Consider the following 24,827-nt stretch of genomic DNA (forward strand, 5'->3'; position numbering starts at 1 on the left):
CTATCAGCTTGCCCGCAATAAACTAGCTGAGATTTTCATTTAGTTTATGGCTTAGCAGCGCCATTTATTTTGCTCTAATGATTCCATAAGCTTGTAAAAAGCTAAGTATTACAGCGTTAACACAAATCTAATAACGCCTCGATTGGATGCCTTGGTCTAAAGTGGGCAAAACGTTTCACTTGGCTACGGCATGAATAGCCAGAGACCAAGATTTGTTCCGCGGGTATTTCAACTAGGCTCGGCTGCCAAGAAAGGCTGAATAAGGTTTTGGAGCGATTGATATTCACCAGTTCATGGCCATAAGTGCCTGCCATACCGCAGCAACCTAAATTTTTAACCGTGAGCGTGGCACCAAAATGACTAAAAATTTGCTGCCATTGTTTACCCGTTTCAGGCTTCGCCGTGGACTCAGTGCAATGGCTCAACCATACGAAACTCGCTGTTTTTGCTAACGCTTCTTTATCTGTTTTAGATAATAACTTGGTAGGGATTTTACGGGTAGCCAATACCGTCATTAGCCATTCATTGGCTAGCAACACATTAAAATCACCACGCTTAGCGCCTAGGACTTGGCGATATTCATCGCGATAACAAAGCACAAGCGCCGGATCAACCCCGATTAATGGCATGCCTAGTTGCGATAACTGGTTAAGAAAATCTGCGCTGTTTTGAGCAATCTTGGCAAACTTTGATAAAAAACCTTTGATATGCGCAGGCTTGCCGTTGGGGGTATATGGCAGTAATACCGGCTTAAACCCAAGTTTTTCAATTAACAATACCAAGCGATACATCAGCTCAGCATCATAAAAGCTATTAAAAGGATCTTGCACAATAAGCACATACTGATGGCGATCGCGTTCAGCTATGGCTTGTAAATCTTCTAAGTCATAACCTAAACAGGCGTGCCCTTGCAGGCGGTTAACAAGATTAGGTGACGATAAATCTGGGGTATCAACATAGCCCAATGTCTGCTTTATCAACCAGCGGCTAACGGTGTTATTGCTTACGGCGTTAACAAGCTTAGGTGTTTTCGCCAGTTCAGCAATGCCATCTTCAAGCCCTGCTACGAGGTAATCCTTTAGCGGCCGCTGATATCTTTGATAGTAGATATTAAAAAATTCAGCTCTAAACTTAGGTACATCCACTTTTACAGGGCATTGACTAGAGCAGGCCTTACAAGCCAAGCAGCCTTGCAAGGATGCCATGACTTCATGGGAATAATCGTATTCTTTATGTTTGGCTAAAGAATTACGCCAGCGCGTCCATAAAGGCAAAGGCTTGGCCCTAGCTAATTCAATAACATCAACACCTTGTAACTCAAGTAAGCGTAACCATTCACGCATTAATCCAGTGCGGCCTTTGGGCGAATGTATTCTATCGCCAGTCACTTTAAAGGATGGGCACATAGGAGATAAATTGCTGTAGTTAAAGCATAAGCCATTACCATTACAATTCATCACATCAGGATAAGCCTGTTGCACTGCGATAGGGATTTGTCTATCAAAGGTGCCACGCTTAATACTGTCGATATTATATTTAAGCACTCCAGCGTCTGGTGGACTCACTAATTTACCAGGGTTAAGCTGATTATTGGGGTCAAACCAACCTTTAATCTGACGCAATAAGCCGTATAACTCGTCACCAAATACTGCTGGGCCATATTCTCCCCGCACGCCTTTACCGTGCTCCCCCCACATTAAACCGCCGTATTTACGGGTCAATGCGGCCACTTCATCCGACAAGGTTCTCAGAAGGGCTTCATCAATAGGATCGCACATATCAAGCGCTGGGCGCACATGCAAGACACCGGCATCCACATGCCCAAACATACCGTATTCTAAATTTTTACTGTCTAATAATGCCCTAAACTCCAGAATAAAATCCGCTAAGGATTGCGGCGGTACAGCGGTATCTTCGGCAAAGGCAATGGGTTTACGCCGCCCTTTGGTAGCGCCCAATAAACCCACAGCTTTCTTGCGCATACTATAAATTAATTCAACGTTGGCTAAATCATCACAAGATTGCCATCCAAGCACCCCATGATTGTCTTGCTGTAGCAACTGTTCAAGATGCTTGAGTTTGGCCTCAACTTGCTCTTTATCACCGGCAAACTCCACCATGTTAAGCCCCATGATGGTTTTACCTTCAACCTCAGTAATTAAGGGGGCAATTGAGTGCCAAATGATATCTTGGCGCGCGAGATCCAGCACTTTAGAGTCTATGGTTTCAACCACTGTGGCACGAGCATTAACTAAGGTTGGTGCATGCCTTAATGCTGACTCAAACGAATCATATTTGATATTGACCAGTAAGCGGCATTTAGGCAGTGCCGTTATGTTTAATTTAGCTTCCGTGACAACGGCCAAGGTACCTTCAGAGCCGGTAATGACTCTTGATAGATCAAACACAGTTAACTCATCATTCCATACATGTTTTAAATCATAACCCGTCAAAAAACGATTTAATTCCGGAAACTGCTGCAGGATAAGATTGCGCTGCGCTTTACAATGATTTGCTATATTACGGGCTAATGTCTGAGCGATAGGACTGTCTAATTGCTCTATGTGATCAGGGAGCGCAGCTGCAGCTATAGGCGATGTATTAAGCACAAATCCATCGCTTAACACGGATGTTAGACCCAGCACATGATCTGAGGTTTTTCCATAAACCAGAGAGCCGGCACCCGACGCGTCAGTATTGATCATGCCGCCAATAGTGGCGCGATTGGAGGTAGACAGATCTGGACTAAAGAAAAAACCATAGAGTCGCAGTACATCGTTAAGTTGATCTTTAACTACCCCAGCTTGCACTCTAACCCAGCCTTCGTTGACATTCACTTCCAGCACTTGATTAAGGTAGCGCGATAAATCCATCACTATGCCGTGGGTCAGTGACTGTCCATTAGTGCCAGTGCCGCCACCGCGCGCACTAAAATAGACCTTAGCGAACTGAGGTTGATTGGCAAGCATTAATGCACGTTGAATATCTTGCTGATTTCTCGGATAAATGACCGCTTGCGGTAAGAATTGATAGACAGAGTTATCCGTCGCCTGCGCTAGTCTAGCCGCATAGCTATTATCGATGTCACCGCCCCACTCGCTTGCCAATGCCGTTAAATAGACACTAAAGATGGTTTCTTGGGTGTGTTCGTGAGTAATTCTTGGCAAAGGTTTGGTCATAACGTCAGTGTTAACCTGTGATGTCAGTAAAAGCGCCCGCAAGCACAGCGCCGTTTAGGCTTAATAGTTAACCTGTTATCACACATGGCCGCAATAATTTACCAACAAAAAAGCCGCAAAATGCGGCTTTTTATAAAAATAATCAATAATTAGCTGAAGTTAACTCGCGAGCATATTGATTATTTGGCACTTCCTGCTAAATACAACCAAGTATCTATCACTGTATCAGGGTTAAGCGACACGGTATCAATACCTTGCTCAACTAACCAAGCAGCAAAGTCGGCATGATCCGATGGACCTTGACCACAAATACCAATATAAGCGCCTTTGGCCTTCGCGGCTTTAATTGCCATAGACAGCAACACCTTAACGGCCTCATCACGTTCATCAAATAAATGACTGATAATGCCAGAATCGCGATCTAAACCTAAGGTGAGCTGAGTTAAATCGTTAGAGCCGATGGAGAAACCATCAAAATGCTCGAGGAATTGATCAGCCAATAAAGCGTTCGATGGTAATTCACACATCATAATGACACGTAAGCCATTTTTACCACGCTCTAAACCTTGTTCTTTAAGCAAAGCTATCACTTGCTCAGCTTCAGACACAGTCCGCACGAATGGGATCATGATTTCGACGTTAATCAGACCCATATCATGGCGCACGCGCTTAATTGCTTCACACTCTAATGCGAAACAATCGCGAAACGAATCAGAGATATAACGACTCGCACCGCGGAAGCCCAACATAGGGTTTTCTTCTTCTGGCTCGTATCGATCACCACCTACTAAGTTAGCGTATTCGTTAGACTTAAAGTCAGACATACGCACAATCACTTTTTTCGGATGGAAAGCTGCGGCGATAGATGCAATACCTTCAACCAGACGAGCAACATAAAATTCTACTGGAGATGAATAACCTGCAATCATCTCAGTAATTTCTGCTTGCAACTGCGGCGTTTGCGTATCAAATTCCAACAAGGCTTTAGGGTGGATACCTATCATACGATTGATGATAAATTCCAAACGCGCCAAGCCTACGCCTTCATTTGGTAAACGGGCAAAATCAAATGCACGGTCTGGATTACCGACGTTCATCATGATTTTCATCGGTAAGCTCGGTAAATCATCCACCCGATTAGTGATAATTTCAAACTCTTGCTTACCTTCATAAATGAAGCCGGTATCGCCTTCAGCGCAAGAGACTGTCACTAATTGGCCGTGCTTGATGCGAGAGGTGACATCACCACAACCCACGACTGCTGGCACACCTAATTCACGGGCGATAATCGCCGCATGACAAGTACGACCACCACGGTTAGTCACAATAGCGCTAGCGCGCTTCATGATAGGCTCCCAATCAGGGTCTGTCATGTCAGTGACTAACACATCACCAGGCTGAATTTGATCCATATCAGCAATCGATTTCAATACCTTAGCAACACCACTACCGACTTTATGACCAATAGCACGGCCTTCAGTAATGACGGCGCCACGGGTCTTTAAGTGGTAACGTTCAATCAATTGCACATCTTCACGGCTGCGAACAGTTTCTGGACGCGCTTGCACTATGTACAGCTTGCCATCGTTACCGTCTTTCGCCCATTCGATATCCATAGGACGACCATAATGCTCAGCAATAATCACAGCTTGCTTAGCAAGTTCCATCACTTCCGCGTCAGTGATTGAGAATTGACGACGCAAACTTGCATCCACATCTTCAATCTTGACTTGCTTACCGTGAGAAGCATCGTCCGAATACACCATCTGGATAAGCTTACTACCGATATTGCGGCGCACTACAGCTTGATGGCCAGCTTTTAAACTTGGCTTATGCACATAGAATTCGTCAGGGTTAACCGCGCCTTGTACGACCATTTCACCTAGGCCGTAAGATGAGGTAATAAATACTACATCTTCATTGCCAGATTCAGTGTCGATAGAGAACATCACGCCCGATGATGCTTTGTCAGAACGCACCATTAATTGGACGCCCGCTGACAAGGCAACACCGTGGTGCTCATAGCCTTGATGAACGCGATAAGAGATGGCTCTGTCGTTAAACAAAGAAGCAAATACATGTTTTATCGCAACAATTACTGCATCATAACCTTTAACGTTTAGGAAAGTTTCCTGTTGACCTGCAAACGAGGCATCAGGCATATCTTCTGCGGTGGCAGAAGATCTTACAGCAAAAGAAGCATTGTGGGTTTCAGAAGCGAGTCGAGCGTAGGCTGTTTTTACTGCCTCTTCTAGTGTCGACTGGAAAGGGGTTTCGATGATCCATTGTCTGATCTGTGCACCGACATTTGCCAATTCTTTGACATCGTCCACATCCAGTGTGTTTAGGACATCATATATCTTCTGGTTAAGTCCGCTTTGTTCCAGGAATTCGTTAAAAGCAAACGAAGTCGTGGCAAAACCACCGGGGACTTGTACGCCTGCATTTGCTAAGTTACTGATCATCTCACCAAGAGAGGCATTTTTGCCACCCACTAGATTGACGTCACCCATGCCTAATTCCTGATACCAGAGTACATATTGCTGCACAGTTCTATCTCCGCATGTTTATTTCGTTGGCCCCTTCACACCGGGGCACGGACATTTTACACTCCATGACAATTAGCGTAAATGTATAATTTTGTTTGTAATTTTATTACTACAACGAGGTCAGAATGTCGCGTAAAGTATTTTATATATCAGATGGGACGGCGATCACAGCCGAGATTTTTGGGCACGCAGTACTTTCCCAGTTTCCTATTACATTTGATGCACTTACAATTCCGTTTGTTGAGACAGTTCAGAAAGCAGAGTCGGTGAAGAAAACAATCAATGATAGTTTTATTACCACAGGTGAACGCCCTTTAGTGTTTCATTCCATCGTAAAATCGGAAATTCGCGACATAATCTACTCCAGCGAAGGCCTAGATTATGATTTTTTAAACACCTTTGTGGCACCACTTGAGCAACAATTAGGCGTTCAAGCAACACCAGCTATGCATCGCACCCATGGTAAGAGCAATAAAAGCTATGACACCCGTATTGATGCGATTAATTACGCCATGGATAACGATGATGGCCAAACCATGAAAAACATGGATAACGCCGAAATTATCTTGCTTGGCGTATCGCGCTGCGGCAAAACGCCATCTAGTTTGTACTTATCCATGCAATTTGGCATTAAAGTCGCCAACTACCCTTTCACAGAAGATGATATGGATAGCTTACGTTTACCTGAAGATCTTAAACGTAATAAACATAAGTTATTCGGCTTAACCATAGAACCCAGCCGTTTACATGAAATACGTCAAAGTCGTCTTGAAAATAGCCGTTATTCATCGCTGCGCCAATGTCGTATTGAAGTCAAAGAAGTGGAAATGCTTTATAAAAAGGAACGCATTCCTTTTTTGGATACCACCAATCAATCTGTTGAAGAAATTGCCGCCAAAATTTTAGATATGACAGGAATGAAACGTCATATGTTTTAGCATTTCACTCGATATTGAATGATAGGTATAAATCAGTCGTCGCGGGTAAAAGCTAAATTTACGCACGATTGCTCGAACGGATACTTGTCATTGGCAGCGATTAATCGAAATAAATTGAATGGCTGCCTAAATTTCAAACAACTGAGACTGTGCATGACTGTGATATTCGTTATAATCCTGCGCAATATGTTTTAAATTGACTTGCTTTCAAGTCTGGTAAATTGAATGACCACTAAAACTGACGAACTACGCACATCTCTACTTTGTAAAGTTATTTCCCCAGCTGAACTGGCGACGGAATTTCCTTTAACACAAGGCGCAGCTGATTATCTGCTTGCGCAACGTCGTGAAGTTGAGGCCATTTTATCTGGAGCCGATCAGCGTTTGTTGGTCATAGTAGGCCCATGCTCGATTCATGATACTAAAGCTGCGCTGGATTATGCCGCGCGTTTAGCCAAGCTACACCATGAATTGAAAGACGATATCTGCATATTAATGCGCGTGTACTTTGAAAAGCCACGCACCATCGTTGGCTGGAAAGGATTAATTTCTGATCCGGATCTCGATGGCAGCTTTAGCCCTAATAAAGGTCTTAAACTAGCGCGTCAATTATTGCAGCAAATTACTGAGTTACGTTTGCCAATCGCCACTGAATTTCTAGATATGGTCAATGGCCAATATATCGCTGATTTAGTGACTTGGGGCGCTATCGGCGCACGCACCACTGAAAGCCAAGTCCACAGAGAAATGGCTTCGGCCTTATCTTGCCCTGTCGGCTTTAAAAACGGCACAGATGGAAATATCGACATCGCTGTTGATGCAGTGAGAGCAGCGCAAGTACCGCATATTTTCTATTCGCCTGATAAAGATGGCCAAATGTCAGTTTATCGCACTCACGGTAATCCGTATGGACACATCATTTTACGCGGCGGCAAGCAGCCTAATTACTCGCCAGCCGATATCGAGTCTATTCGTGAGCGTTTGCATGATGTGGGCTTAACCGAGCGAGTAGTGATTGATTTTAGCCATGGCAATAGTCAAAAACAGCATTTGAAACAACTTGATGTTGCTGATTCCATCATGGAACAAATGCGTCACGGCAATACCGTCATTGCTGGTATCATGGCAGAAAGCTTTATTGAAGAAGGCACTCAGAAAGTTAAACCTAATAAGCCGTTAGAGTATGGTAAGAGTATTACTGATGCGTGCTTACATTGGGCCGACTCTGAAGTGTTACTGCGTAAACTTGCAAGAGCTTCTCGTGATCGCATCAATTTACTCAAGCAAGCGGAAGTTTAACGTTAAAATCCACTGATAAACTTAAATTCATGCTTGCTAAAAACCCCTGTTAATCAGGGGTTTTTATTATCTTATATTCGTCGAATCTTAGGTTTATCACGCCCCACTCATCACTCGAACTGACTATTTGCTTTATACTGGCACTCTTTTTTATCAGTACCAATAAGGCCGCAGTATGCCATTGACGCAAGTTCGCACCGGTTGCTCTAACGCGATTGAACAACGTATTAATCATTCTGAATCGCGGGTCATTAAAGCCGTGTTTCCTTCCATTACAAACCATCATAATACCCTCTTTGGTGGTGAAGCCTTAGCGTGGATGGATGAAACAGCCTTTATCGCCGCCACTCGCTTCTGCCGTAAAAACTTAGTCACAGTAAGCACAGATAAAATCGATTTTAATAAACCTATTCCTGCTGGCAGCTTAGCTGAAATTATTGCTAGGGTTATTCATGTTGGTAATACTTCGCTTAAGGTTGAAGTGAATATCTTTATTGAGGATATGTATAGCGATCATCGTGAGCACGCGATTCGCGGGGTATTTACCTTTGTTGCCATGGATGAAAACCGTAAACCGACAAAAGTACTGGCGGAATAATTACACTTACATGTCTGTTTAGTCTTAGTTATCGTATGAGTGCGCAGAAGAGGACATTAGTGCACTCATAGCGACCATCTATCCACTCGATCTTAAGAGTCACGCTTTTAGTTATCAATTAAAATCTAAATTTGCTCAATTTTTGTTATGTTATCAAGGATCTTTTCTGTTACATTAAAATCACCTTCGAGTGCAACCATAACTAATATAAAGCCATGAAGCTTGAAAACTTAACTATCATTATTGCCGATGATCACCCGCTGTTTCGCAATGCGCTGCGCCAAGCGTTAACGAATGCTTTTGCAGATTCTCAGTGGTTTGAAGCAGACAGTGCCGATGCATTACAGCAATTGTTAGATGTATCGCACATCAATTACGACTTAGTATTACTCGATTTACAAATGCCAGGCTCTCATGGCTATTCCACGTTAATTCATCTTCGCAATCACTTTGCTCACATACCTGTAGTCGTGATTTCCGCCCATGAAGACAACCTCACCATTAGTCGCGCAGTGCATTATGGCAGCTCTGGATTTATTCCAAAATCCGCGTCAATGGAAACCTTATGTGAAGCCTTAACCGCGATTTTAGATGGCGATATTTGGCTGCCAGCGGGCGTAGAGTTACATGCCATTACCAATGATAATCAAGACCCTATGGCCAATAAGCTCGCAGAACTCACGCCACAGCAATACAAGGTGTTGCAAATGTTTGCCGAGGGGTTATTAAACAAACAGATAGCTTATGACTTAGGGGTGTCAGAAGCGACGATTAAAGCTCACGCCACCGCCATTTTCAGAAAACTCAATGTACGTAATCGCACCCAAGCCGTTATTGCCTTGCAACAACTTGAGCGTGATAAAGTAGATATTTAGTTCACATTAATGATTATCGCTTGGCGCCTGATAATCCTTAGGGGGGGGAGCCCACGACCGATGCGGCCCATGGGGCTGCTCAACTTCTGATAAGGTTTCACTCATAGCGACTTCCAACTGTAAAAATAAGTCCTTAAAATCAGTACTATATTTGTCATCCGCTGAAGATTTACGCCACAATTCAAACAAGAGCTTTTGATGCTTAGCTTCTAAACTCGCAAAGGTCAGCTGCTTATTTCTCGCTTGAAATGGATGTTCACCCAAACTAATTAGGCTTTGCTTGGCCATTTCTAAGGCCGAATAATAAGTTTCAGAAACCACAAAATCAGCGCCAGCCAGTTTAAGCCGATAGCCATGACCGCGGTCATAGGCTCGCACAAATACTTTTATATGTGGATAGGTCATTTTGACATATTCCACTAAGCTAACGGCTTGCTCCTTGTTATCTATGGCCACCACTAATAATGCGGCCTCGTCTATGCCAGCTGTGTGTAACAGGTCTGGGCGGGTGGCATCACCAAAAAAGCTCTTCATATTAATTCGTCGCATTAGATCCACTTGCTGCGCCTGATGATCCAATACCACAGTAGAAACACCACTTGCCACCAGCAAACGATTGATTATTTGTCCAAATCTACCTATACCAGCAATAATCACTTTACCTTTGATATCAATATCATCGGCATCACGTTGATTAGTATTATCTCGATACCTGGGTAAAATATACTTGTCATATAAGACAAATAGCCCTGGGGTTAAAAACATTGAAATAGCCACCACCAAAGATAGCAGCCCGCCAATATGGCTATCGATCACTTGCTGCTGCTGGGTAAAGGCTAATAACACGAAGCCAAATTCTCCCGCTTGCGCCAAGCTTAAGGCAAATAACCAACCATCAGATTGACGCACGGAAAACAATCTCGCCAGCACTAATAACACTAAGGCTTTAATTACTATTAAGCCTAAAACAAGCAGTAGCACTAAGAAAAATTCTGAAAACAATAAGGAGAAGTTAATATTAGCGCCAACTGTCATAAAGAACAGTCCTAATAACAAGCCTTTAAATGGCTCAATATTTGACTCTAATTCATGTTTAAATTCAGAGTTGGCAAGCACTACGCCAGCTAAAAAAGTCCCCAGTGCTGGGGATAAATTCACTAGGCTCATCAAAGCGGCGATACCGACAACTAGCATAAGTGCGGTCGCTGTAAACACTTCTCTTAACCCCGCACTCGCCACAAATTTAAACAATGGTCGACTAAGGTAATGACCACCTATCACTACTACAGCAATTGCGCCAACCACAACGCAGGTATATGCCCAACCAGATAGACCCGAGACTATGGATAAACTCGACGAAACAGCCTCTTGAATATTACTGTGATGTCCAAATTCGGCCACTGCTAATAATGGCAACAGCGCCAACATGGGGATCACAGCAATATCTTGAAATAGTAATACGGAAAATGCGCTGCGGGCCCCATGGGTTTGGCTTAGGCCTTTTTCACTAAAGGTTTGCAATACTATGGCGGTTGACGATAAGGCCAAGATTAAACCAATAGCGAGCGCCGTTTCCCATGCTAAGCCAAAGAATAAGCCTCCATAAGTTAGCGCAATAGCTGTTAGTACTAACTGTAGCCCGCCAAGACCAAGTAACTTATGGCGCATTTGCCATAACATTCTAGGTTCCAGTTCAAGCCCAACCAAAAACAACATCATCACCACACCAAATTCCGCAAAATGTTGAATTGTTTCAGTTTCTTGCCCAACCAATCCAAAAATTGGGCCGATAAATACCCCTGCAATAAGATAGCCAAGTACCGAACCTAGGCCCCAACGCTTAGCTAAAGGCACAGTAATCACTGCCGCGAACAAATAAATAAATGCTTGTATAAAATAATCCGTCACTGTGATTTATCCTTCAACCCAGCCAACACTTCACTAAGGTTTGATGCTTGCCCTGCATGATTTATGCAAGCGATTAAAAATTCCTGCCAATGATGTAAATGACTCGCTAAGCGTTGATCTTCTTTCGCAAGCCCTGCGCCATATAACACTAAGGGTTGATGATATTGCATTTGGGTTAAGCGTGCGGTTTGTTCAATAGGGAGTAAGTAATTAGCTATTGGATAGTGGTTATCGCCTGTAACGCTATAAGCACTCGCTTGAGCTCCTGCCGAAATGGCGCAAATAAGCTGTTTACCCACTAATGAATTTCCCCCCTTACCGTAGGCAAAACCGTATTGCAAAATCAAATCTTGCCATTCTTTTAACAACGCTGGCATTGAATACCAAAACAAGGGAAATTGAAAAATAATCACTTGATGATCAAGTAAGCGCCGCTGCTCAGTCACAATATCAATATGAAAATTAGGATATAAAGCATAAAGATCAATCGCTGTGACGCCATTAATAGTGGCGGCAATATCAAACATAGGACGGTTTATTTCCGATCTATGCATAGCTGGATGGGCGCAAATAACCAATACGGAGGATGTTAATGACACAGAGGGTTCATCCTTGCTAGTTTTTATGGAAAATTGAATGACATTCAAGTCGCTTAATTTATGACTACACTCAATTTATCAGTACACTCAATTAATCAGTGCACTGTGAGTCGCGCTCATTAATCATGGCTATGGCGTATCCCACCTAACCAAGCACTCACTAATAAACTCATCCCTAAAATAATCAACGCTGTATATTGGAAAGTGATAATAAGATTGTAAATAAACATCACCATGATCAATACCATCAGGCTGAAACCTAATAGCAATAAGATTTTATTGGCATGCAAGACCAGTCTAAGGCGCCAAGCGCAAATAAACACAGCTAAATAACACAGCAGAAATGTCGCGCTGGCAACATAAGCCAGAGAAGCAAGATCAACAAAATTGGTCAATATCAAAGTCACTGCTAACACCAAATACATCCCGAGGCTAATTGAAGCATCGCCTTTTTTAAACATCTTAGGCAGCAATCTTTGTTCCACTAAATCATCACTGACATTAAATAACGCAAAGATATTGGCTATGACCGAGGATGCCGTGGCAATTAAGGCCGCAAGTAGCACCATAATAAAACCTGCATTACCTAGTACGGGCTCCGCGGCTTGAGCAACTGCAGTATCAGAGTATTTTAATAATTGCGCAGGTGATACATTACCAAGCACCACCAAAGACAACAAGACGTAAACAACCATGACTAATAAGATGGCTAACATAAACGCCCGTGGCATTGTTTTTTCTGGATTTTTAACATCGGCAGCGGCATTAGCCATCATGCCATAACCTGAATAAGCAAAAAATGCTAAGCCTAAACTCGCTAATAGATTGACCATAGGCACTGCTTGATGAACAACCAATTTATCCGGTTGCAATTGCCAACTGCCAGCCACCACAAACACCGCTAAAATGGCGAGTTTAATGGCTACTAACCACAATTCCACCCGGCCTACAGCTTTAGGGCCGATAACATTAAGCCAAGTTAAAATAATAATACCAGCCGTTGCGATACTATCGCCAAGTACTACACTTTGCGACTCATGGGCAAATCTCGCGCCATAAGCACCAAACGCCTTAGCAACCATAGCAATCGTCAGCACTAAGGTTACAAAGAATAAAATGGCTAAGGCATTGGCCAGACGTTGTGACGGTAAACCAATTCTAAAATAATAAGTTACGCCGCCTTTATTCGGAAAATGAGCACTTAAGCGCGCATAAGAGTAACCAGAGAGAACGGCTGCAATTCCGCTAATGATGAAAACTAGGTAGGTTTGGGAACCCACTGCCATGGAAATTTGTCCTAATAGAGCAAATACCCCTGCCCCTATCATTGACCCTATGCCTAAAGCCGCGACACTGAAGACTCCAAGTTGCTTATGAGAATGCATCTAACTCACTAATTGTTATTCGCAAGGATCTGCTAAGGATAGTCCAAATCAGCTAGGCAGATAATGAATATTGGGATAGCTTGACATGAAACATTCACCATCAACTGTAGAGTCGATGAAATTGCATATGTGATTCAATTATTGACATAGTAAACCAATGACTAGCGTCATAATTAAGATGCATACGGTAATCAAGTGGATAACCAATTTTTCTTGCTTGTTCAATCAAAGACGCCGTGCCTTGCATATCTTGTTCTGGATCCAATTCTGCTTGCGATATCAATACCGGCCGTTGATTCACAGCAAGCGCTAGTAATTCACAGACATCGTATTGACGCCAACTACCATTTTGCTCACCTAATGATTCATTAAGGATTTTACGAGTTGAAAAATTGTTGGCTGGACAAATAATCGGATTAATCGCTGAAATGGCTTTATACCGTTTATGCTGACTTAAGCCCACCACAAGCGCGGCATGGCCACCCGCCCCAATACCACCAATGGCGCGATAATCTTGCACTTGGAAATGACTTTCAATCACTTGTGGCATTTCTTTATGAATGAAATCGAACAACTGATAATGCTGTTGCCAAGGACACTTAGTGGCATTGAGATATAAAAATGGACTCATGCTTCGACCAAGCAGACTCGAGGCAGGAATACCCGCAAGGCTGACTACCACCATTTTATTACGCGCAGCTAACGATAATAACTGACCACAGCGCATAATATCCTGATCATCTTGACCGCAATCAGCCAGCCAATAAAGTACAGGTAAACGTGTCGTTTCAGCGCTAGCAGGTAAAAAAAGGCTGAAGAAAACATCAGTTTCAAGACAGTCGGCATGATATCGATAGCGCTTGAGTTTACCGCCACAGCAAAAATAATTACTCAGATTTTCCAGGATCATACGCCCTCCAAAATCTAAGTATGGTTGAGTTTTTATCTCTTGCCTGAAAGCTTAAATTGAATATCTGCTAGCTATCTTTGCACTAAGCTCGATATCAAGGCGCGCAGCGCCGCGGGTTTAACCATCTTGGCCATGTAATGAAACCCTTTCGCGCGGACGTCATCAATTAAGTCCTGACTGGTATTAGCGGTAATTAATACCCCTTGAATATTGGCGCCATAATGGGCACGAATGGCGTCCATAGCATCTAACCCATTTTCGCCTTTATCTAATTGATAATCGGCAAGTACAATGTCAGGCGCTATGCCTTTTAAGCCTAAATTGATTTTAGCCTCAGCTAAATTTGGCGCGCATACGACTATGCACTGCCAGCGCGACAATAAACTACTCAGCCCGGCCAAAATCGCTTCTTCATTATCTATGCATAACACTTTAACGCCGGCTAAGGTCGGCATTAACGGCCTAATGATAACTGGCGCCGCCACTTTATCTTGACTGCCAAGAGGTACCACTACCGAGAACATGGAACCTGAACTATAGACTGAACTCACTTTAAGCTCGTTATTAAGTATGATACTTAAGCGCTTAGCTATGGCTAAACCTAACCCTAGGCCGCTCACTTGTTCACTGCCACTTTGATTTAAGCGCTTAAATTCCCTAAAAATGTCTTGAATATGCTCATGTTCAATTCCGCAGCCAGTATCTATTACTTGAATTTCCACGTTATCACCTCGGCGACGGCATCCCAGTAACACTTTACTACCGCGAGCATAACGATAAGCGTTAGTCAGAAAATTCTGCAAAATACGCCTTAGTAAGGCGATGTCGCTATGCACCACTAACGAGGATTTAACTAGAGTGAAATCAATATGGCAGTCAGCCGCCATAGCACTAAATTCTACGCTCAAGTTATCGAGCAAATCGGCAATGGCAAAATCCTGACGGTTGACTTCAACCGTGCCGGAATCAAGTTTTGAAATATCGAGCAAATCGGTCAGCAATTCGCCTGCAATTTTAAGAGATTGATTAACATGTCCCACTGTTTTGCGCGCTTCATCATCTAGCGCCGAATATTGGGCTAACGAGGCGGTAAATAAGCGCGCAGCATTCAGAGGCTGCATTAAATCATGACCAACGGCGGCCAAAAATCGACTCTTAGAGGCATTGGCTTGTTCTTCATGGGCTTTGGCCGAAATTAGCTCAGTGTTGAGCAAAGCTAATTCCCGAGTACGCTCAGATACCCGCACCTCTAACGTTTCATTCATTTCACGCAGTGCCTGCTCTTGATGGCGGTATTGAGTAATGTCAGTAAAGGTCATCACAAAGCCGCCATTAGGCATAGGATTGCCTTGTATCTTAATAACCCTGCCATCTCGGCGCTTACGCTCTGAACTATGCGCTGAGCCGTCTTTCATATGCTGCATCCGAGTGCTCACTTGCTGCTCAACATCGCCAGGTCCACAATATCCCCGCGAAGCGTTAAAGCGAATGACGTCACTAATTCCCATTCCGGTTTTTAAAAAACCCTCTGGGTATTGATATAACTCCACATATTGTTTATTCCACGCCACTAAGTTGAAATCTTTATCGACCACACTCATGCCTTCGTAAGCATGATCGATGGCGCCTCTTAGCATATCTTGGCTAAGGATAATTTTAGTAGAAGCGTCATCCACCAAGTTCATCACTTCATCTAGGCCTAACTCGCGCCCTTCTAGCACAGTATCCATCACCAGCCCCGCGCTAGAAGCACCTAACACCCGTGCCAACATGTGTTCGGTATGTTCCACTAAGTTGTCAGGGGCTGCTTTGTGCCAACTATCGGGACTCACAGCATCCGCAGAGAAACGACTAAAACTTTCATAGGCTTTAGTGGGTGATACAAAGCGGCTCGCAAGGATCAATAAGTCTTGCTGCGAAATTATCACTTGGCGTTTAGTTTGAGTGCGCTTGAAATTATTAGGACTCACAAAGCTACTGGCCTGTATACGCTCAGCCACGCCGGCTCTAAACCACAAGGAACCCAAAATATAGCCGCCAGCATTAGCGATAAGCGCCCACAAGGTATCACTGACTTCAGGCGTAAAACTGTCAAAGGTTAAGGCTGAATTGATGGCTAATTGATGGGCATGCATGCTATCGATTAAGATAAACCCCCAGAGTGTAAAACCTGTAGTCAGCCCGAGAAAGACACCTTTGCGGTTAGCTTTTTTCCAATATAAACCACCAATCACAGCGGGTGCCAATTGGGCGAAAGCGCCAAAAGACAACATACCCAGACTGGATAAACTGTCACTATCACCTAGCCACAGATAATGGATATAGCCAAGCAATAGGAGTAACACGATAGAAATACGACGGCTATTAAGCAGCAGGTGTGAAAACTGACCAAAACTTTTTTGCTTAATCCCCCCCGTGCGTAGCATCAGTGGCAGTAACCATTCATTACTCATCATGGTACTAATAGTCACTACAGCCACAATCACCATGCCCGTTGCGGCCGATATGGCGCCAAGCAAGGCAGTAACTGCCAACCAAGACATGTCATGTTTAAGCGGTAAATTAATCACATAGGAATCAGGGGCAACACTCGCCCCAAGCAGTAAATTTCCAGCAAGCGCGAGCGGCACCACAAAAATTCCAAATAAGACTAAATAAGCAGGAAAAATCCAGCGACTACGCTTTAACATGCTATCGCTTTCACATTCAACGACCATCACATGAAATTGCCGCGGTATGCATAAGAAAGCAGCCATTCCCACAATTAACTCAGGCAGCATATTACCGATATTAAGGCTAGAACCATGAATTAAGCCTTGCGCGCTGGCCTGGCGCCAAATATCACCTATGTCGTTAAACATGTAAAAACTAACGACTAGCCCAAGTAATAAAAACGCCGCGAGCTTAACTACGGACTCAAAGGCAATGGCCAGCATCATCCCAGGGTTATGTTCGGTCGCATCCAATTTACGAGTGCCAAATAAAATCGCAAAAATAGCCAGAAGCGCACTAATCACCAAAGGAACCAATACATTATCGCTGGGTGCTTGGGTTTGAAATAATGACAGACTGGCAACCATCGCCTTAAGTTGCAAGACGATATACGGCATGATGCCAATCACGGAAATTAAGGTAACGAGCGCGGCCAATTTTTGGGACTTGCCATAGCGAGCGGCAATAAAATCAGCAATTGAGGTGATATGCTGCGCTTTAGAGACCAGCACCATTTTGCGCAAGAGACCAAAACCAAAAGTAAAAATTAAAATCGGGCCTAAAAAAATGGGAATGTAAGACCAAAGATCGTTGGCGGCTTGGCCAACCATACCAAGGAAACTCCACGACGAGCAATAGACAGCTAGGCTCAAGCCATAAATGATTTCTCGGATCCGCAGTGGCAACCGCCCGACTCGACGTTCACCTGCGTACGCTAAGACGAACAGCAAACACACATAGCAAATGGCAATTACACCTACGGCCAACGTCAAGCTCATGTCATTTTCCTTGGAGAGAGAATCGCATCGATTGTGCGGTAAAAAGCGAATAAAATCTAGTCAGCAAACGTTTGCAACAGGCTAAAAAATAAAGGAAAAATGGCACTAGACCAAGGTCTAATGGAGTTGAGCCGCAGTGCATTGGATACTCAAACTACATTTAACACCTTTAAAGGGAAGCCCTTATGAGCGCGCCGTCACTTTACCCAGTCCCCGCGGACATAGCTGCAACAGCCCATATAGATCAAGTTAGCTATAAAAAGATGTATCAAGAATCTGTGGTTAACCCTGAAGGATTTTGGCGTGAACATGGTCAACGAATTGATTGGATCAAGCCATTCACTAAGGTAAAGAATACCTCCTATGATGATCATAATTTATTCATTAAATGGTTTTATGATGGCACACTTAATGCCTCGGCTAACTGTTTAGATAGACATCTAGCAACCAAAGGCGACACCACCGCCATTATTTGGGAAGGTGATGATGCCAGCGAGCAGCGCAAGATTACCTATGCCGAGCTTCATACTCAGGTATGTCAATTTGCCAATGCGCTACGCAGCCAAGGGGTACGAAAAGGCGATGTGGTGACTATTTATTTACCTATGGTGCCAGAAGCCGCAGTCGCTATGCTGGCTTGTGCCCGAATAGGCGCCGTGCATTCAGTTGTCTTTGGTGGCTTTTCTCCTGATTCAATTGCCTCACGTATCATTGACGGTAAATCCAAAGTCGTCATCACTTCAGATGAAGGTTTGCGCGCTGGCCGAAAAATCCCACTCAAAAGCAATATCGATGAAGCCCTCAATAAAGTTGATGTAACTAGCGTTGAGCGCGTGATTGTTCTTAAGCGCACTGGTGGTGACATTCAATGGCAAACAGGCCGTGATGTGTGGTGGCACGAGTTAACTGCTACCGCATCAACTCACTGTATTGCTGAAGAAATGCACGCTGAAGACCCATTGTTTTTGCTTTACACTTCAGGCTCAACCGGCAACCCAAAAGGCGTGTTACATACCACTGGTGGCTACCTTGTATATGCTGCTATGACCCATGAATATGTCTTCGATTACAAAGCTGGCGAAGTGTACTGGTGTACCGCGGATATAGGCTGGATCACAGGTCATACCTACATAGTCTATGGACCACTGGCTAATGGTGCCACTATGCTGATGCATGAAGGAGTACCTAACTATCCAAATTCAGCACGATTAGGTGAGATAATTGACCGCCACAAAGTCAATATCCTCTATACCGCCCCTACCTTAATTCGTTCACTAATGGCCGAAGGTAAAGAACAATTTGCCAACTTTAGCGGCGCAAGTTTACGCATTATGGGCTCTGTCGGTGAGCCAATTAATCCTGAAGCTTGGCGCTGGTACCATGAAGTGATTGGTCATGAGCATTGCCCGATTGTCGATACTTGGTGGCAAACCGAGACCGGCGGTATTTTAATTACACCACTGCCTGGTGCCACTGATACAAAACCAGGCTCCGCTACTCGCCCCTTCTTTGGCGTGCAACCGGCATTAGTCGATAACATGGGTAACCTGCTTGAAGGCGCCGCAGAAGGTAATTTGGTGTTACTCGACTCTTGGCCTGGACAAATGCGCACTGTGTATGGCGATCATGAACGCTTCGTGCTGACCTATTTTAAAACCTTTAGAGGCATGTACTTTACAGGAGATGGTGCTAGACGTGATGAAGATGGCTACTACTGGATCACTGGCCGCGTCGATGATGTGATTAACGTCTCTGGCCATAGATTAGGTACTGCTGAAGTTGAGAGTGCATTAGTAGCACACGAATTAGTAGCCGAAGCTGCGGTTGTGGGCTATCCCCATGATATTAAGGGACAAGGTATTTACGCCTATGTCACGCTCACCAGAGGTAGCGAGCCTAGTGAAGAACTACGCCAAGAGTTACGCCAATGGGTGCGTAAAGAAATCGGCGCGTTAGCAACGCCAGATTTAATTCAATTTGCGCCAGGATTACCAAAGACACGTTCAGGTAAGATCATGCGCCGCTTCCTGCGCAAAATTGCTGCTAATGAAGTCACTAACATGGGTGATGCCTCTACCTTAGCGGATCCATCTGTCATAGATAGCTTGATTGATACGCGCTTAAACCGCAGCGATAGCTAAGCGAGGGCCTATATAGCTCCCAAATAACCTATAGAGCTCGCACTACAAAAAAAGGATAAGTCATCGACTTATCCTTTTTTATGACATCTCATTTTTTAAGGCGATAAGTTATACCTGTCACCCAAACATACTGAGACTTCACTCATGCGTGTCTCATGCTACAATCGCTCATTATTTTTTGACTATTATTGCTCTTGTCTTCCATACAACTTCGAGATTATCAGCAAGCGTCCGTTAACGCTGCCATTGAACACTTTCGCCGCTCATCCGGTTCAGCCGTTATCGTCTTACCGACGGGAGCGGGTAAAAGCATAGTGATTGCAGAATTAGCTAAACTCGCTAAAGGGCGAGTATTAGTGTTAACTCACGTTAAAGAGTTAGTGGCTCAAAATGCAGAGAAAATCAACCTACTAACCGAACGTGCAGGTATTTATTCTGCCGGACTTAACAGCAAACAGACCCAGCACAAAACTGTGGTAGCCAGTATTCAATCCGCTTGCCGCGCACTTGATAGTTTCAATGAGCCCTTTAGCTTAGTGATCATTGATGAGTGTCACCGTATAAGCGATGACAAAGACAGCCAATACCAAGCATTTTTACATCATTTGCGTAGCATCAATCCCAATATTAAAGTGCTTGGACTCACAGCGACTCCCTATCGTTTAGGCCAAGGCTTTATTTTTCGTCACCATTATCATGGCAAAGTCGGCAATCCTGATGGAGCGATGTTCGAGCAATGTATTTTTGAGTTACCACTGCGTCCCTTGATCAAGCAAGGCTATTTAACGCCGCCGAAGGTATTTGACGCCATTGAAGCTCAGTACAATTTCACTCAAGTAGAGCGCAATAGTGACGGCTATTTTAATCAACAGCAGGTCAGTCATATTCTCAATACCAGTGGCCGCGCAACCACAGCCATAGTGAAACAAATTAAGGCGTTAGCAACCGAACGCAAGGGCGTGATTATTTTTGCGGCCACAGTAAAGCATGCGCAGGAGATCATGAAATTACTCGGAGATGAAACCAAAGCGATTGTGACTGCAGATACTGATAATGCCAGTCGCGATACCTTGCTCATCGACTTTAAAGCTCAGAAAATTAAATATTTAGTCAATGTGTCAGTATTGACCACAGGATTTGATGCGCCGCACGTGGATTTTATTGCCATATTACGCCCAACAGAATCTGTGAGTTTATATCAACAAATGGTGGGGCGAGGCTTACGATTAGCGCCAGATAAAACCGATTGTTTAGTCATAGATTATGCTGCCAATGGTTTTTCACTATTTTATCCAGAAATAGGTCGCCCTAAGCCTGATAGTCAATCGGTTCCCGTACAAGTCATCTGCCCTGCTTGTGATTTCGCTAATACCTTTTGGGGTAAAACAGATAGTGACGGCGCTATTATTGAGCATTATGGTCGCCGATGTCTGGCATTGAATGATAATCAGCAATGTCAGTATCGGTTTCGCGCACGTATTTGTCCTGACTGCGGCGCTGAAAATGATATTGCCGCCCGTCAATGTCATCAATGCAAGTCAGTGTTAGTTGATCCTGATACTCACTTGAAACAAATTCTGAAAAAACAGCAGCATCATTTATTTAAAGTGCATGAAATGCACCTTGAAGTGAACCCTACGGGCTTAACTGCGCGCTATCTAGATATTGATGGCAATGACTACTGTCGCCGCTTTAGTATGCAAACACCAGCGCAACTACGAGCCTTGTATGCCCTATTTATCTATCCTCATAGCCGCATTCCCGGGATCAAACCACCACGCTACCAACAAGCACAACAAATTGTCAGTGACCAACATACCTTTAGAGCACCCGATCTCCTCTTATTGAAAAAAAATAAAAAAGGCTGGGATCTGCAACAAAGCTATTTTGATTACCAAGGCAGGTATCAAACCCATAGCTCACTTTGACACTGAGCTTAGCTGTGATATAACACCACAAACCTAGAATGAAGGAGTTGTAATGAACGTTGTTATCTTTGGTCGCCCAGGCTGCCCATACTGCGTTAGAGCAGTTCAATTAGCCGAAACATTGGCCGAAAAACGTGACGATTTCGAGTTTGAATACATAGACATGTATGCCGAAGGGATCAGTAAAGCAGATTTAGAAATAACGATTGGCAAGCCTGTAGCAACAGTGCCGCAAATTTTAGTCGATAAAATTCATGTTGGTGGCTGCACGGATTTTGAACAGTACGTTAAAGATCAGCAATTACTTTAATGTAAAAACGGAGGCTTAGTGAAAACACTTAAGCCTCCGTTGTTTTTTACAGCATATATTTAGCCGAAAATAAAATTCTATCTAACGTGCCATCATATCCACTTTCTTGGCTGTTGCTCACATACATATATTCAACCCCCACAGTTAATGGTTTTATTGGCGAATATAATAAGTTTATATTAGCTGAATAAGCCTCTTTATTGGCCGTACCACCGGTATATTCCAGCTGATTATCCGCTATAAATCCAGACACTGTCACACTGCTACGCCACTGCTCATTCCACCAATGACGGTAAGCTGCAAATCCGGCATACGATTTAATCGTTTCAATATCACCGCTATTATTCACCACACCGCCATTAGAAAAATTGAGAGCTAAATAACGGCCTAAGCCATCGCCATAGGTCGCGGTAAATTTAAAATCATCTTTACCAACGGGAACCACGCCAGAAAAACTGACGCCATAACCTAAGGTATTATCGTCAAGGTTTGCTTGATCTATTTTAAGTTGACGGACAATACCCGCTAACGCAAATTTAGCGCCGCCTGAACTTTCAAAGTTATAACGAGCAACGGCATCGGGGATAACACCAGAACCGCTGGTAATACGTGAGCCACCGCCATTAGGGGTTAATGTTGTCTCTGGGTTTTCTAGGGAGAACTGTAACGACCCATGGCTATAACGAACTTGAGTTTGACGAACAAAAGGCGTGCCATCCGCTGCACCCACAAAATCTAAATTTTCCGGTAATGCCGCTGGATTTTGAAAGGTCGTCCACGTTTGCCCAGCTAACCAATTGTCATAGCTAATATAGGCTTGACGAAGCCTTGGAGAATAACTGTTCGAGACGCGCTCATTACCACCTGGCACTGTCATAAAATCAAGTTCAATAAAACCTGTGATCTTATGACCATCAATATCATTCACTGCTTGAAAGTTAAATCTACTCTCACGAGCCTGAAAATCGACAACTTGATTACCATTACCAGGAACACCATAAATAGTGCCAGGCACATAGAATTGTCGAGATAAATCACCTGAATCCGGTGCGCCGTTACTATAATCACTGAACATTACGACAGCTTTAGCGTATCCGCCGAATGTCACCTTAGTATCCTCTAACGTACCAGCCTGTACCGCTGAACTGAGCGATAATAATCCTAGACTTGCCACGCCAGATAATAACCCTTTATTCATAGTGCTTCCTCATTATTATTTAATAGAGGCCACTCTGAACCAAGTAACTAATTTACTATATTAGCAATAAGTCTATTAGCTAAATGTCTACTGGTGATTTTTGATGGATATTGGAGTGCAAAACAATGATAGATTGCAATAAGCGGTCAGATTCTATTGGAATTTAAGCAGTAGGATTCAATAATACGAAACTAATTAAATAACGGTAACAATATGCTGAAGATAAACCAGATTGAATCTTAGATTTCGAGGCGAAGCAAAAGATGGTGGGTCGTGAAGGATTCGAACCTTCGACCAATTGGTTAAAAGCCAACTGCTCTACCGACTGAGCTAACGACCCATACAGTGCCTACTTGTTTAACCACTAGTAGAAGAAGTGGTGGGTCGTGAAGGATTCGAACCTTCGACCAATTGGTTAAAAGCCAACTGCTCTACCGACTGAGCTAACGACCCATACAGTGCCTACTTATTTAACCACTAGCAGAAGAAGTGGTGGGTCGTGAAGGATTCGAACCTTCGACCAATTGGTTAAAAGCCAACTGCTCTACCGACTGAGCTAACGACCCATACAGTGCCTACTTATTTAACCACTAGTAGAAGAAGTGGTGGGTCGTGAAGGATTCGAACCTTCGACCAATTGGTTAAAAGCCAACTGCTCTACCGACTGAGCTAACGACCCATACAGTGCCTACTTATTTAACCACTAGTAGAAGAAGTGGTGGGTCGTGAAGGATTCGAACCTTCGACCAATTGGTTAAAAGCCAACTGCTCTACCGACTGAGCTAACGACCCATACAGTGCCTACTTATTTAACCACTAGTAGAAGAAGTGGTGGGTCGTGAAGGATTCGAACCTTCGACCAATTGGTTAAAAGCCAACTGCTCTACCGACTGAGCTAACGACCCATACAGTGCCTACTTATTTAACCACTAGTAGAAGAAGTGGTGGGTCGTGAAGGATTCGAACCTTCGACCAATTGGTTAAAAGCCAACTGCTCTACCGACTGAGCTAACGACCCATACAGTGCCTACTTATTTAACCACTAGTAGAAGAAGTGGTGGGTCGTGAAGGATTCGAACCTTCGACCAATTGGTTAAAAGCCAACTGCTCTACCGACTGAGCTAACGACCCATACAGTGCCTACTTATTTAACCACTAGTAGAAGAAGTGGTGGGTCGTGAAGGATTCGAACCTTCGACCAATTGGTTAAAAGCCAACTGCTCTACCGACTGAGCTAACGACCCATACAGTGCCTACTTATTTAACCACTAGTAGAAGAAGTGGTGGGTCGTGAAGGATTCGAACCTTCGACCAATTGGTTAAAAGCCAACTGCTCTACCGACTGAGCTAACGACCCATCGTTGAAAGGCTTAGACACACCTTTCGTTTCTCACTTTGACCTTCGCCGTTCTGAGGGCGCCTATAATACCGTTTTCAGAATCCCATGCAAGCCTAAATTCCTATTTTCTAACTGTTTGCAGCAAAAACAGTCTAACAGTTTATTTTTTATATGTTTAGC

Annotated in this window: 15 protein-coding genes and 10 tRNA genes; 7 read left to right on the plus strand and 18 right to left on the minus strand. The window is 43.8% G+C overall.

Annotation, left to right across the window (positions count from 1 at the left end; all coding sequences use genetic code 11):
• Positions 1-116: 116 nt before the first annotated feature.
• Positions 117-3,179, minus strand: a complete 3,063-nt coding sequence (gene ydiJ, locus AC1HDP_RS05365) for a D-2-hydroxyglutarate dehydrogenase YdiJ (protein WP_479637948.1) — start codon at positions 3,177-3,179, stop codon at positions 117-119.
• A gap of 179 nt (positions 3,180-3,358) precedes the next feature.
• The gene (gene ppsA, locus AC1HDP_RS05370) at positions 3,359-5,728 is read right to left on the minus strand and encodes a phosphoenolpyruvate synthase (RefSeq protein ID WP_479637949.1); all 2,370 of its coding nucleotides are present in this window, start codon (positions 5,726-5,728) and stop codon (positions 3,359-3,361) included.
• A 125-nt stretch (positions 5,729-5,853) separates the two neighbouring features.
• Here ppsA and ppsR point away from each other — a divergent pair, with 125 nt between their 5' ends.
• The 4 genes from ppsR to AC1HDP_RS05390 all read left to right on the plus strand — a co-directional run bounded on the left by ppsR (position 5,854) and on the right by AC1HDP_RS05390 (position 9,438).
• Entirely contained in the window at positions 5,854-6,666 is an 813-nt protein-coding gene (gene ppsR, locus AC1HDP_RS05375; RefSeq protein WP_140932835.1) for a posphoenolpyruvate synthetase regulatory kinase/phosphorylase PpsR, read from the plus strand.
• 225 nt (positions 6,667-6,891) lie between these two features.
• Positions 6,892-7,965, plus strand: coding sequence for a 3-deoxy-7-phosphoheptulonate synthase (locus AC1HDP_RS05380; RefSeq protein ID WP_479637950.1), 1,074 nt, complete (start codon positions 6,892-6,894; stop codon positions 7,963-7,965).
• Positions 7,966-8,140: 175 nt separating this feature from the next.
• Positions 8,141-8,563, plus strand: a complete 423-nt coding sequence (locus tag AC1HDP_RS05385) for an acyl-CoA thioesterase (protein ID WP_479637951.1) — start codon at positions 8,141-8,143, stop codon at positions 8,561-8,563.
• 215 nt (positions 8,564-8,778) lie between these two features.
• Entirely contained in the window at positions 8,779-9,438 is a 660-nt protein-coding gene (locus tag AC1HDP_RS05390; RefSeq protein WP_479637952.1) for a response regulator, read from the plus strand.
• Between the two features lie 6 nt (positions 9,439-9,444).
• On the opposite strand, the gene AC1HDP_RS05395 is transcribed toward AC1HDP_RS05390, so the two are convergent.
• The 5 genes from AC1HDP_RS05395 to AC1HDP_RS05415 all read right to left on the minus strand — a co-directional run bounded on the left by AC1HDP_RS05395 (position 9,445) and on the right by AC1HDP_RS05415 (position 17,731).
• The gene (locus tag AC1HDP_RS05395) at positions 9,445-11,346 is read right to left on the minus strand and encodes a monovalent cation:proton antiporter-2 (CPA2) family protein (RefSeq protein ID WP_479637953.1); all 1,902 of its coding nucleotides are present in this window, start codon (positions 11,344-11,346) and stop codon (positions 9,445-9,447) included.
• Entirely contained in the window at positions 11,343-11,945 is a 603-nt protein-coding gene (locus tag AC1HDP_RS05400) for an NAD(P)H-dependent oxidoreductase (protein WP_479637954.1), read from the minus strand. The genes AC1HDP_RS05395 and AC1HDP_RS05400 overlap by 4 nt, the downstream gene beginning before the upstream one ends.
• 119 nt (positions 11,946-12,064) lie before the next feature.
• Positions 12,065-13,330: an APC family permease gene (locus tag AC1HDP_RS05405; RefSeq protein WP_479637955.1), complete on the minus strand. Its 1,266-nt coding sequence runs from the start codon at positions 13,328-13,330 to the stop codon at positions 12,065-12,067.
• Positions 13,331-13,430: 100 nt separating this feature from the next.
• Complete coding sequence (locus AC1HDP_RS05410; protein WP_479637956.1) at positions 13,431-14,240, minus strand: alpha/beta hydrolase-fold protein; 810 nt, start codon at positions 14,238-14,240, stop codon at positions 13,431-13,433.
• A 71-nt stretch (positions 14,241-14,311) separates the two neighbouring features.
• On the minus strand, positions 14,312-17,731 hold the full coding sequence (locus AC1HDP_RS05415) for a hybrid sensor histidine kinase/response regulator (protein WP_479637957.1): 3,420 nt from the start codon (positions 17,729-17,731) through the stop codon (positions 14,312-14,314).
• 185 nt (positions 17,732-17,916) lie between these two features.
• Between AC1HDP_RS05415 and acs the strand changes: the two genes are divergently transcribed.
• The 3 genes from acs to AC1HDP_RS05430 all read left to right on the plus strand — a co-directional run bounded on the left by acs (position 17,917) and on the right by AC1HDP_RS05430 (position 22,110).
• Positions 17,917-19,872: an acetate--CoA ligase gene (acs, locus tag AC1HDP_RS05420; RefSeq protein ID WP_479637958.1), complete on the plus strand. Its 1,956-nt coding sequence runs from the start codon at positions 17,917-17,919 to the stop codon at positions 19,870-19,872.
• Between the two features lie 203 nt (positions 19,873-20,075).
• The gene (gene radD / locus AC1HDP_RS05425) at positions 20,076-21,800 is read left to right on the plus strand and encodes a DNA repair helicase RadD (RefSeq protein ID WP_479639829.1); all 1,725 of its coding nucleotides are present in this window, start codon (positions 20,076-20,078) and stop codon (positions 21,798-21,800) included.
• A gap of 52 nt (positions 21,801-21,852) precedes the next feature.
• Positions 21,853-22,110 (plus strand): GrxA family glutaredoxin, encoded by a 258-nt coding sequence (locus tag AC1HDP_RS05430; protein ID WP_479637959.1) that lies wholly within the window; start codon positions 21,853-21,855, stop codon positions 22,108-22,110.
• A 46-nt stretch (positions 22,111-22,156) separates the two neighbouring features.
• Here AC1HDP_RS05430 and AC1HDP_RS05435 read toward each other — a convergent pair whose 3' ends face one another.
• The 11 genes from AC1HDP_RS05435 to AC1HDP_RS05485 all read right to left on the minus strand — a co-directional run bounded on the left by AC1HDP_RS05435 (position 22,157) and on the right by AC1HDP_RS05485 (position 24,665).
• Positions 22,157-23,308: a DcaP family trimeric outer membrane transporter gene (locus AC1HDP_RS05435; protein ID WP_479637960.1), complete on the minus strand. Its 1,152-nt coding sequence runs from the start codon at positions 23,306-23,308 to the stop codon at positions 22,157-22,159.
• A gap of 264 nt (positions 23,309-23,572) precedes the next feature.
• A tRNA-Lys gene (locus tag AC1HDP_RS05440) sits at positions 23,573-23,648 on the minus strand.
• A 37-nt stretch (positions 23,649-23,685) separates the two neighbouring features.
• A tRNA-Lys gene (locus AC1HDP_RS05445) sits at positions 23,686-23,761 on the minus strand.
• Positions 23,762-23,798: 37 nt separating this feature from the next.
• Positions 23,799-23,874, minus strand: a tRNA-Lys gene (locus AC1HDP_RS05450).
• Positions 23,875-23,911: 37 nt separating this feature from the next.
• Positions 23,912-23,987: transfer RNA gene (locus tag AC1HDP_RS05455), tRNA-Lys, on the minus strand.
• A gap of 37 nt (positions 23,988-24,024) precedes the next feature.
• A tRNA-Lys gene (locus AC1HDP_RS05460) sits at positions 24,025-24,100 on the minus strand.
• Between the two features lie 37 nt (positions 24,101-24,137).
• Positions 24,138-24,213 (minus strand) — tRNA-Lys (locus tag AC1HDP_RS05465).
• Between the two features lie 37 nt (positions 24,214-24,250).
• A tRNA-Lys gene (locus AC1HDP_RS05470) sits at positions 24,251-24,326 on the minus strand.
• Positions 24,327-24,363: 37 nt separating this feature from the next.
• A tRNA-Lys gene (locus AC1HDP_RS05475) sits at positions 24,364-24,439 on the minus strand.
• Between the two features lie 37 nt (positions 24,440-24,476).
• Positions 24,477-24,552: transfer RNA gene (locus tag AC1HDP_RS05480), tRNA-Lys, on the minus strand.
• Positions 24,553-24,589: 37 nt separating this feature from the next.
• A tRNA-Lys gene (locus AC1HDP_RS05485) sits at positions 24,590-24,665 on the minus strand.
• Between the last annotated feature and the right edge of the window lie 162 nt (positions 24,666-24,827).

The organism is Shewanella sp. ISS20, assembly GCF_056522965.1.

Coding starts and splice junctions, on each gene's coding strand:
- ydiJ (WP_479637948.1), bottom strand. CDS start 3,179: ATGACCAAACCTTTGCCAAGAATTACTCACGAACACACCCAAGAAACC.
- acs (WP_479637958.1), top strand. CDS start 17,917: ATGAGCGCGCCGTCACTTTACCCAGTCCCCGCGGACATAGCTGCAACA.
- AC1HDP_RS05405 (WP_479637955.1), bottom strand. CDS start 13,330: ATGCATTCTCATAAGCAACTTGGAGTCTTCAGTGTCGCGGCTTTAGGC.
- AC1HDP_RS05435 (WP_479637960.1), bottom strand. CDS start 23,308: ATGAATAAAGGGTTATTATCTGGCGTGGCAAGTCTAGGATTATTATCG.
- ppsR (WP_140932835.1), top strand. CDS start 5,854: ATGTCGCGTAAAGTATTTTATATATCAGATGGGACGGCGATCACAGCC.
- AC1HDP_RS05390 (WP_479637952.1), top strand. CDS start 8,779: ATGAAGCTTGAAAACTTAACTATCATTATTGCCGATGATCACCCGCTG.
- AC1HDP_RS05415 (WP_479637957.1), bottom strand. CDS start 17,731: ATGAGCTTGACGTTGGCCGTAGGTGTAATTGCCATTTGCTATGTGTGT.
- AC1HDP_RS05410 (WP_479637956.1), bottom strand. CDS start 14,240: ATGATCCTGGAAAATCTGAGTAATTATTTTTGCTGTGGCGGTAAACTC.
- AC1HDP_RS05380 (WP_479637950.1), top strand. CDS start 6,892: ATGACCACTAAAACTGACGAACTACGCACATCTCTACTTTGTAAAGTT.
- AC1HDP_RS05430 (WP_479637959.1), top strand. CDS start 21,853: ATGAACGTTGTTATCTTTGGTCGCCCAGGCTGCCCATACTGCGTTAGA.
- AC1HDP_RS05385 (WP_479637951.1), top strand. CDS start 8,141: ATGCCATTGACGCAAGTTCGCACCGGTTGCTCTAACGCGATTGAACAA.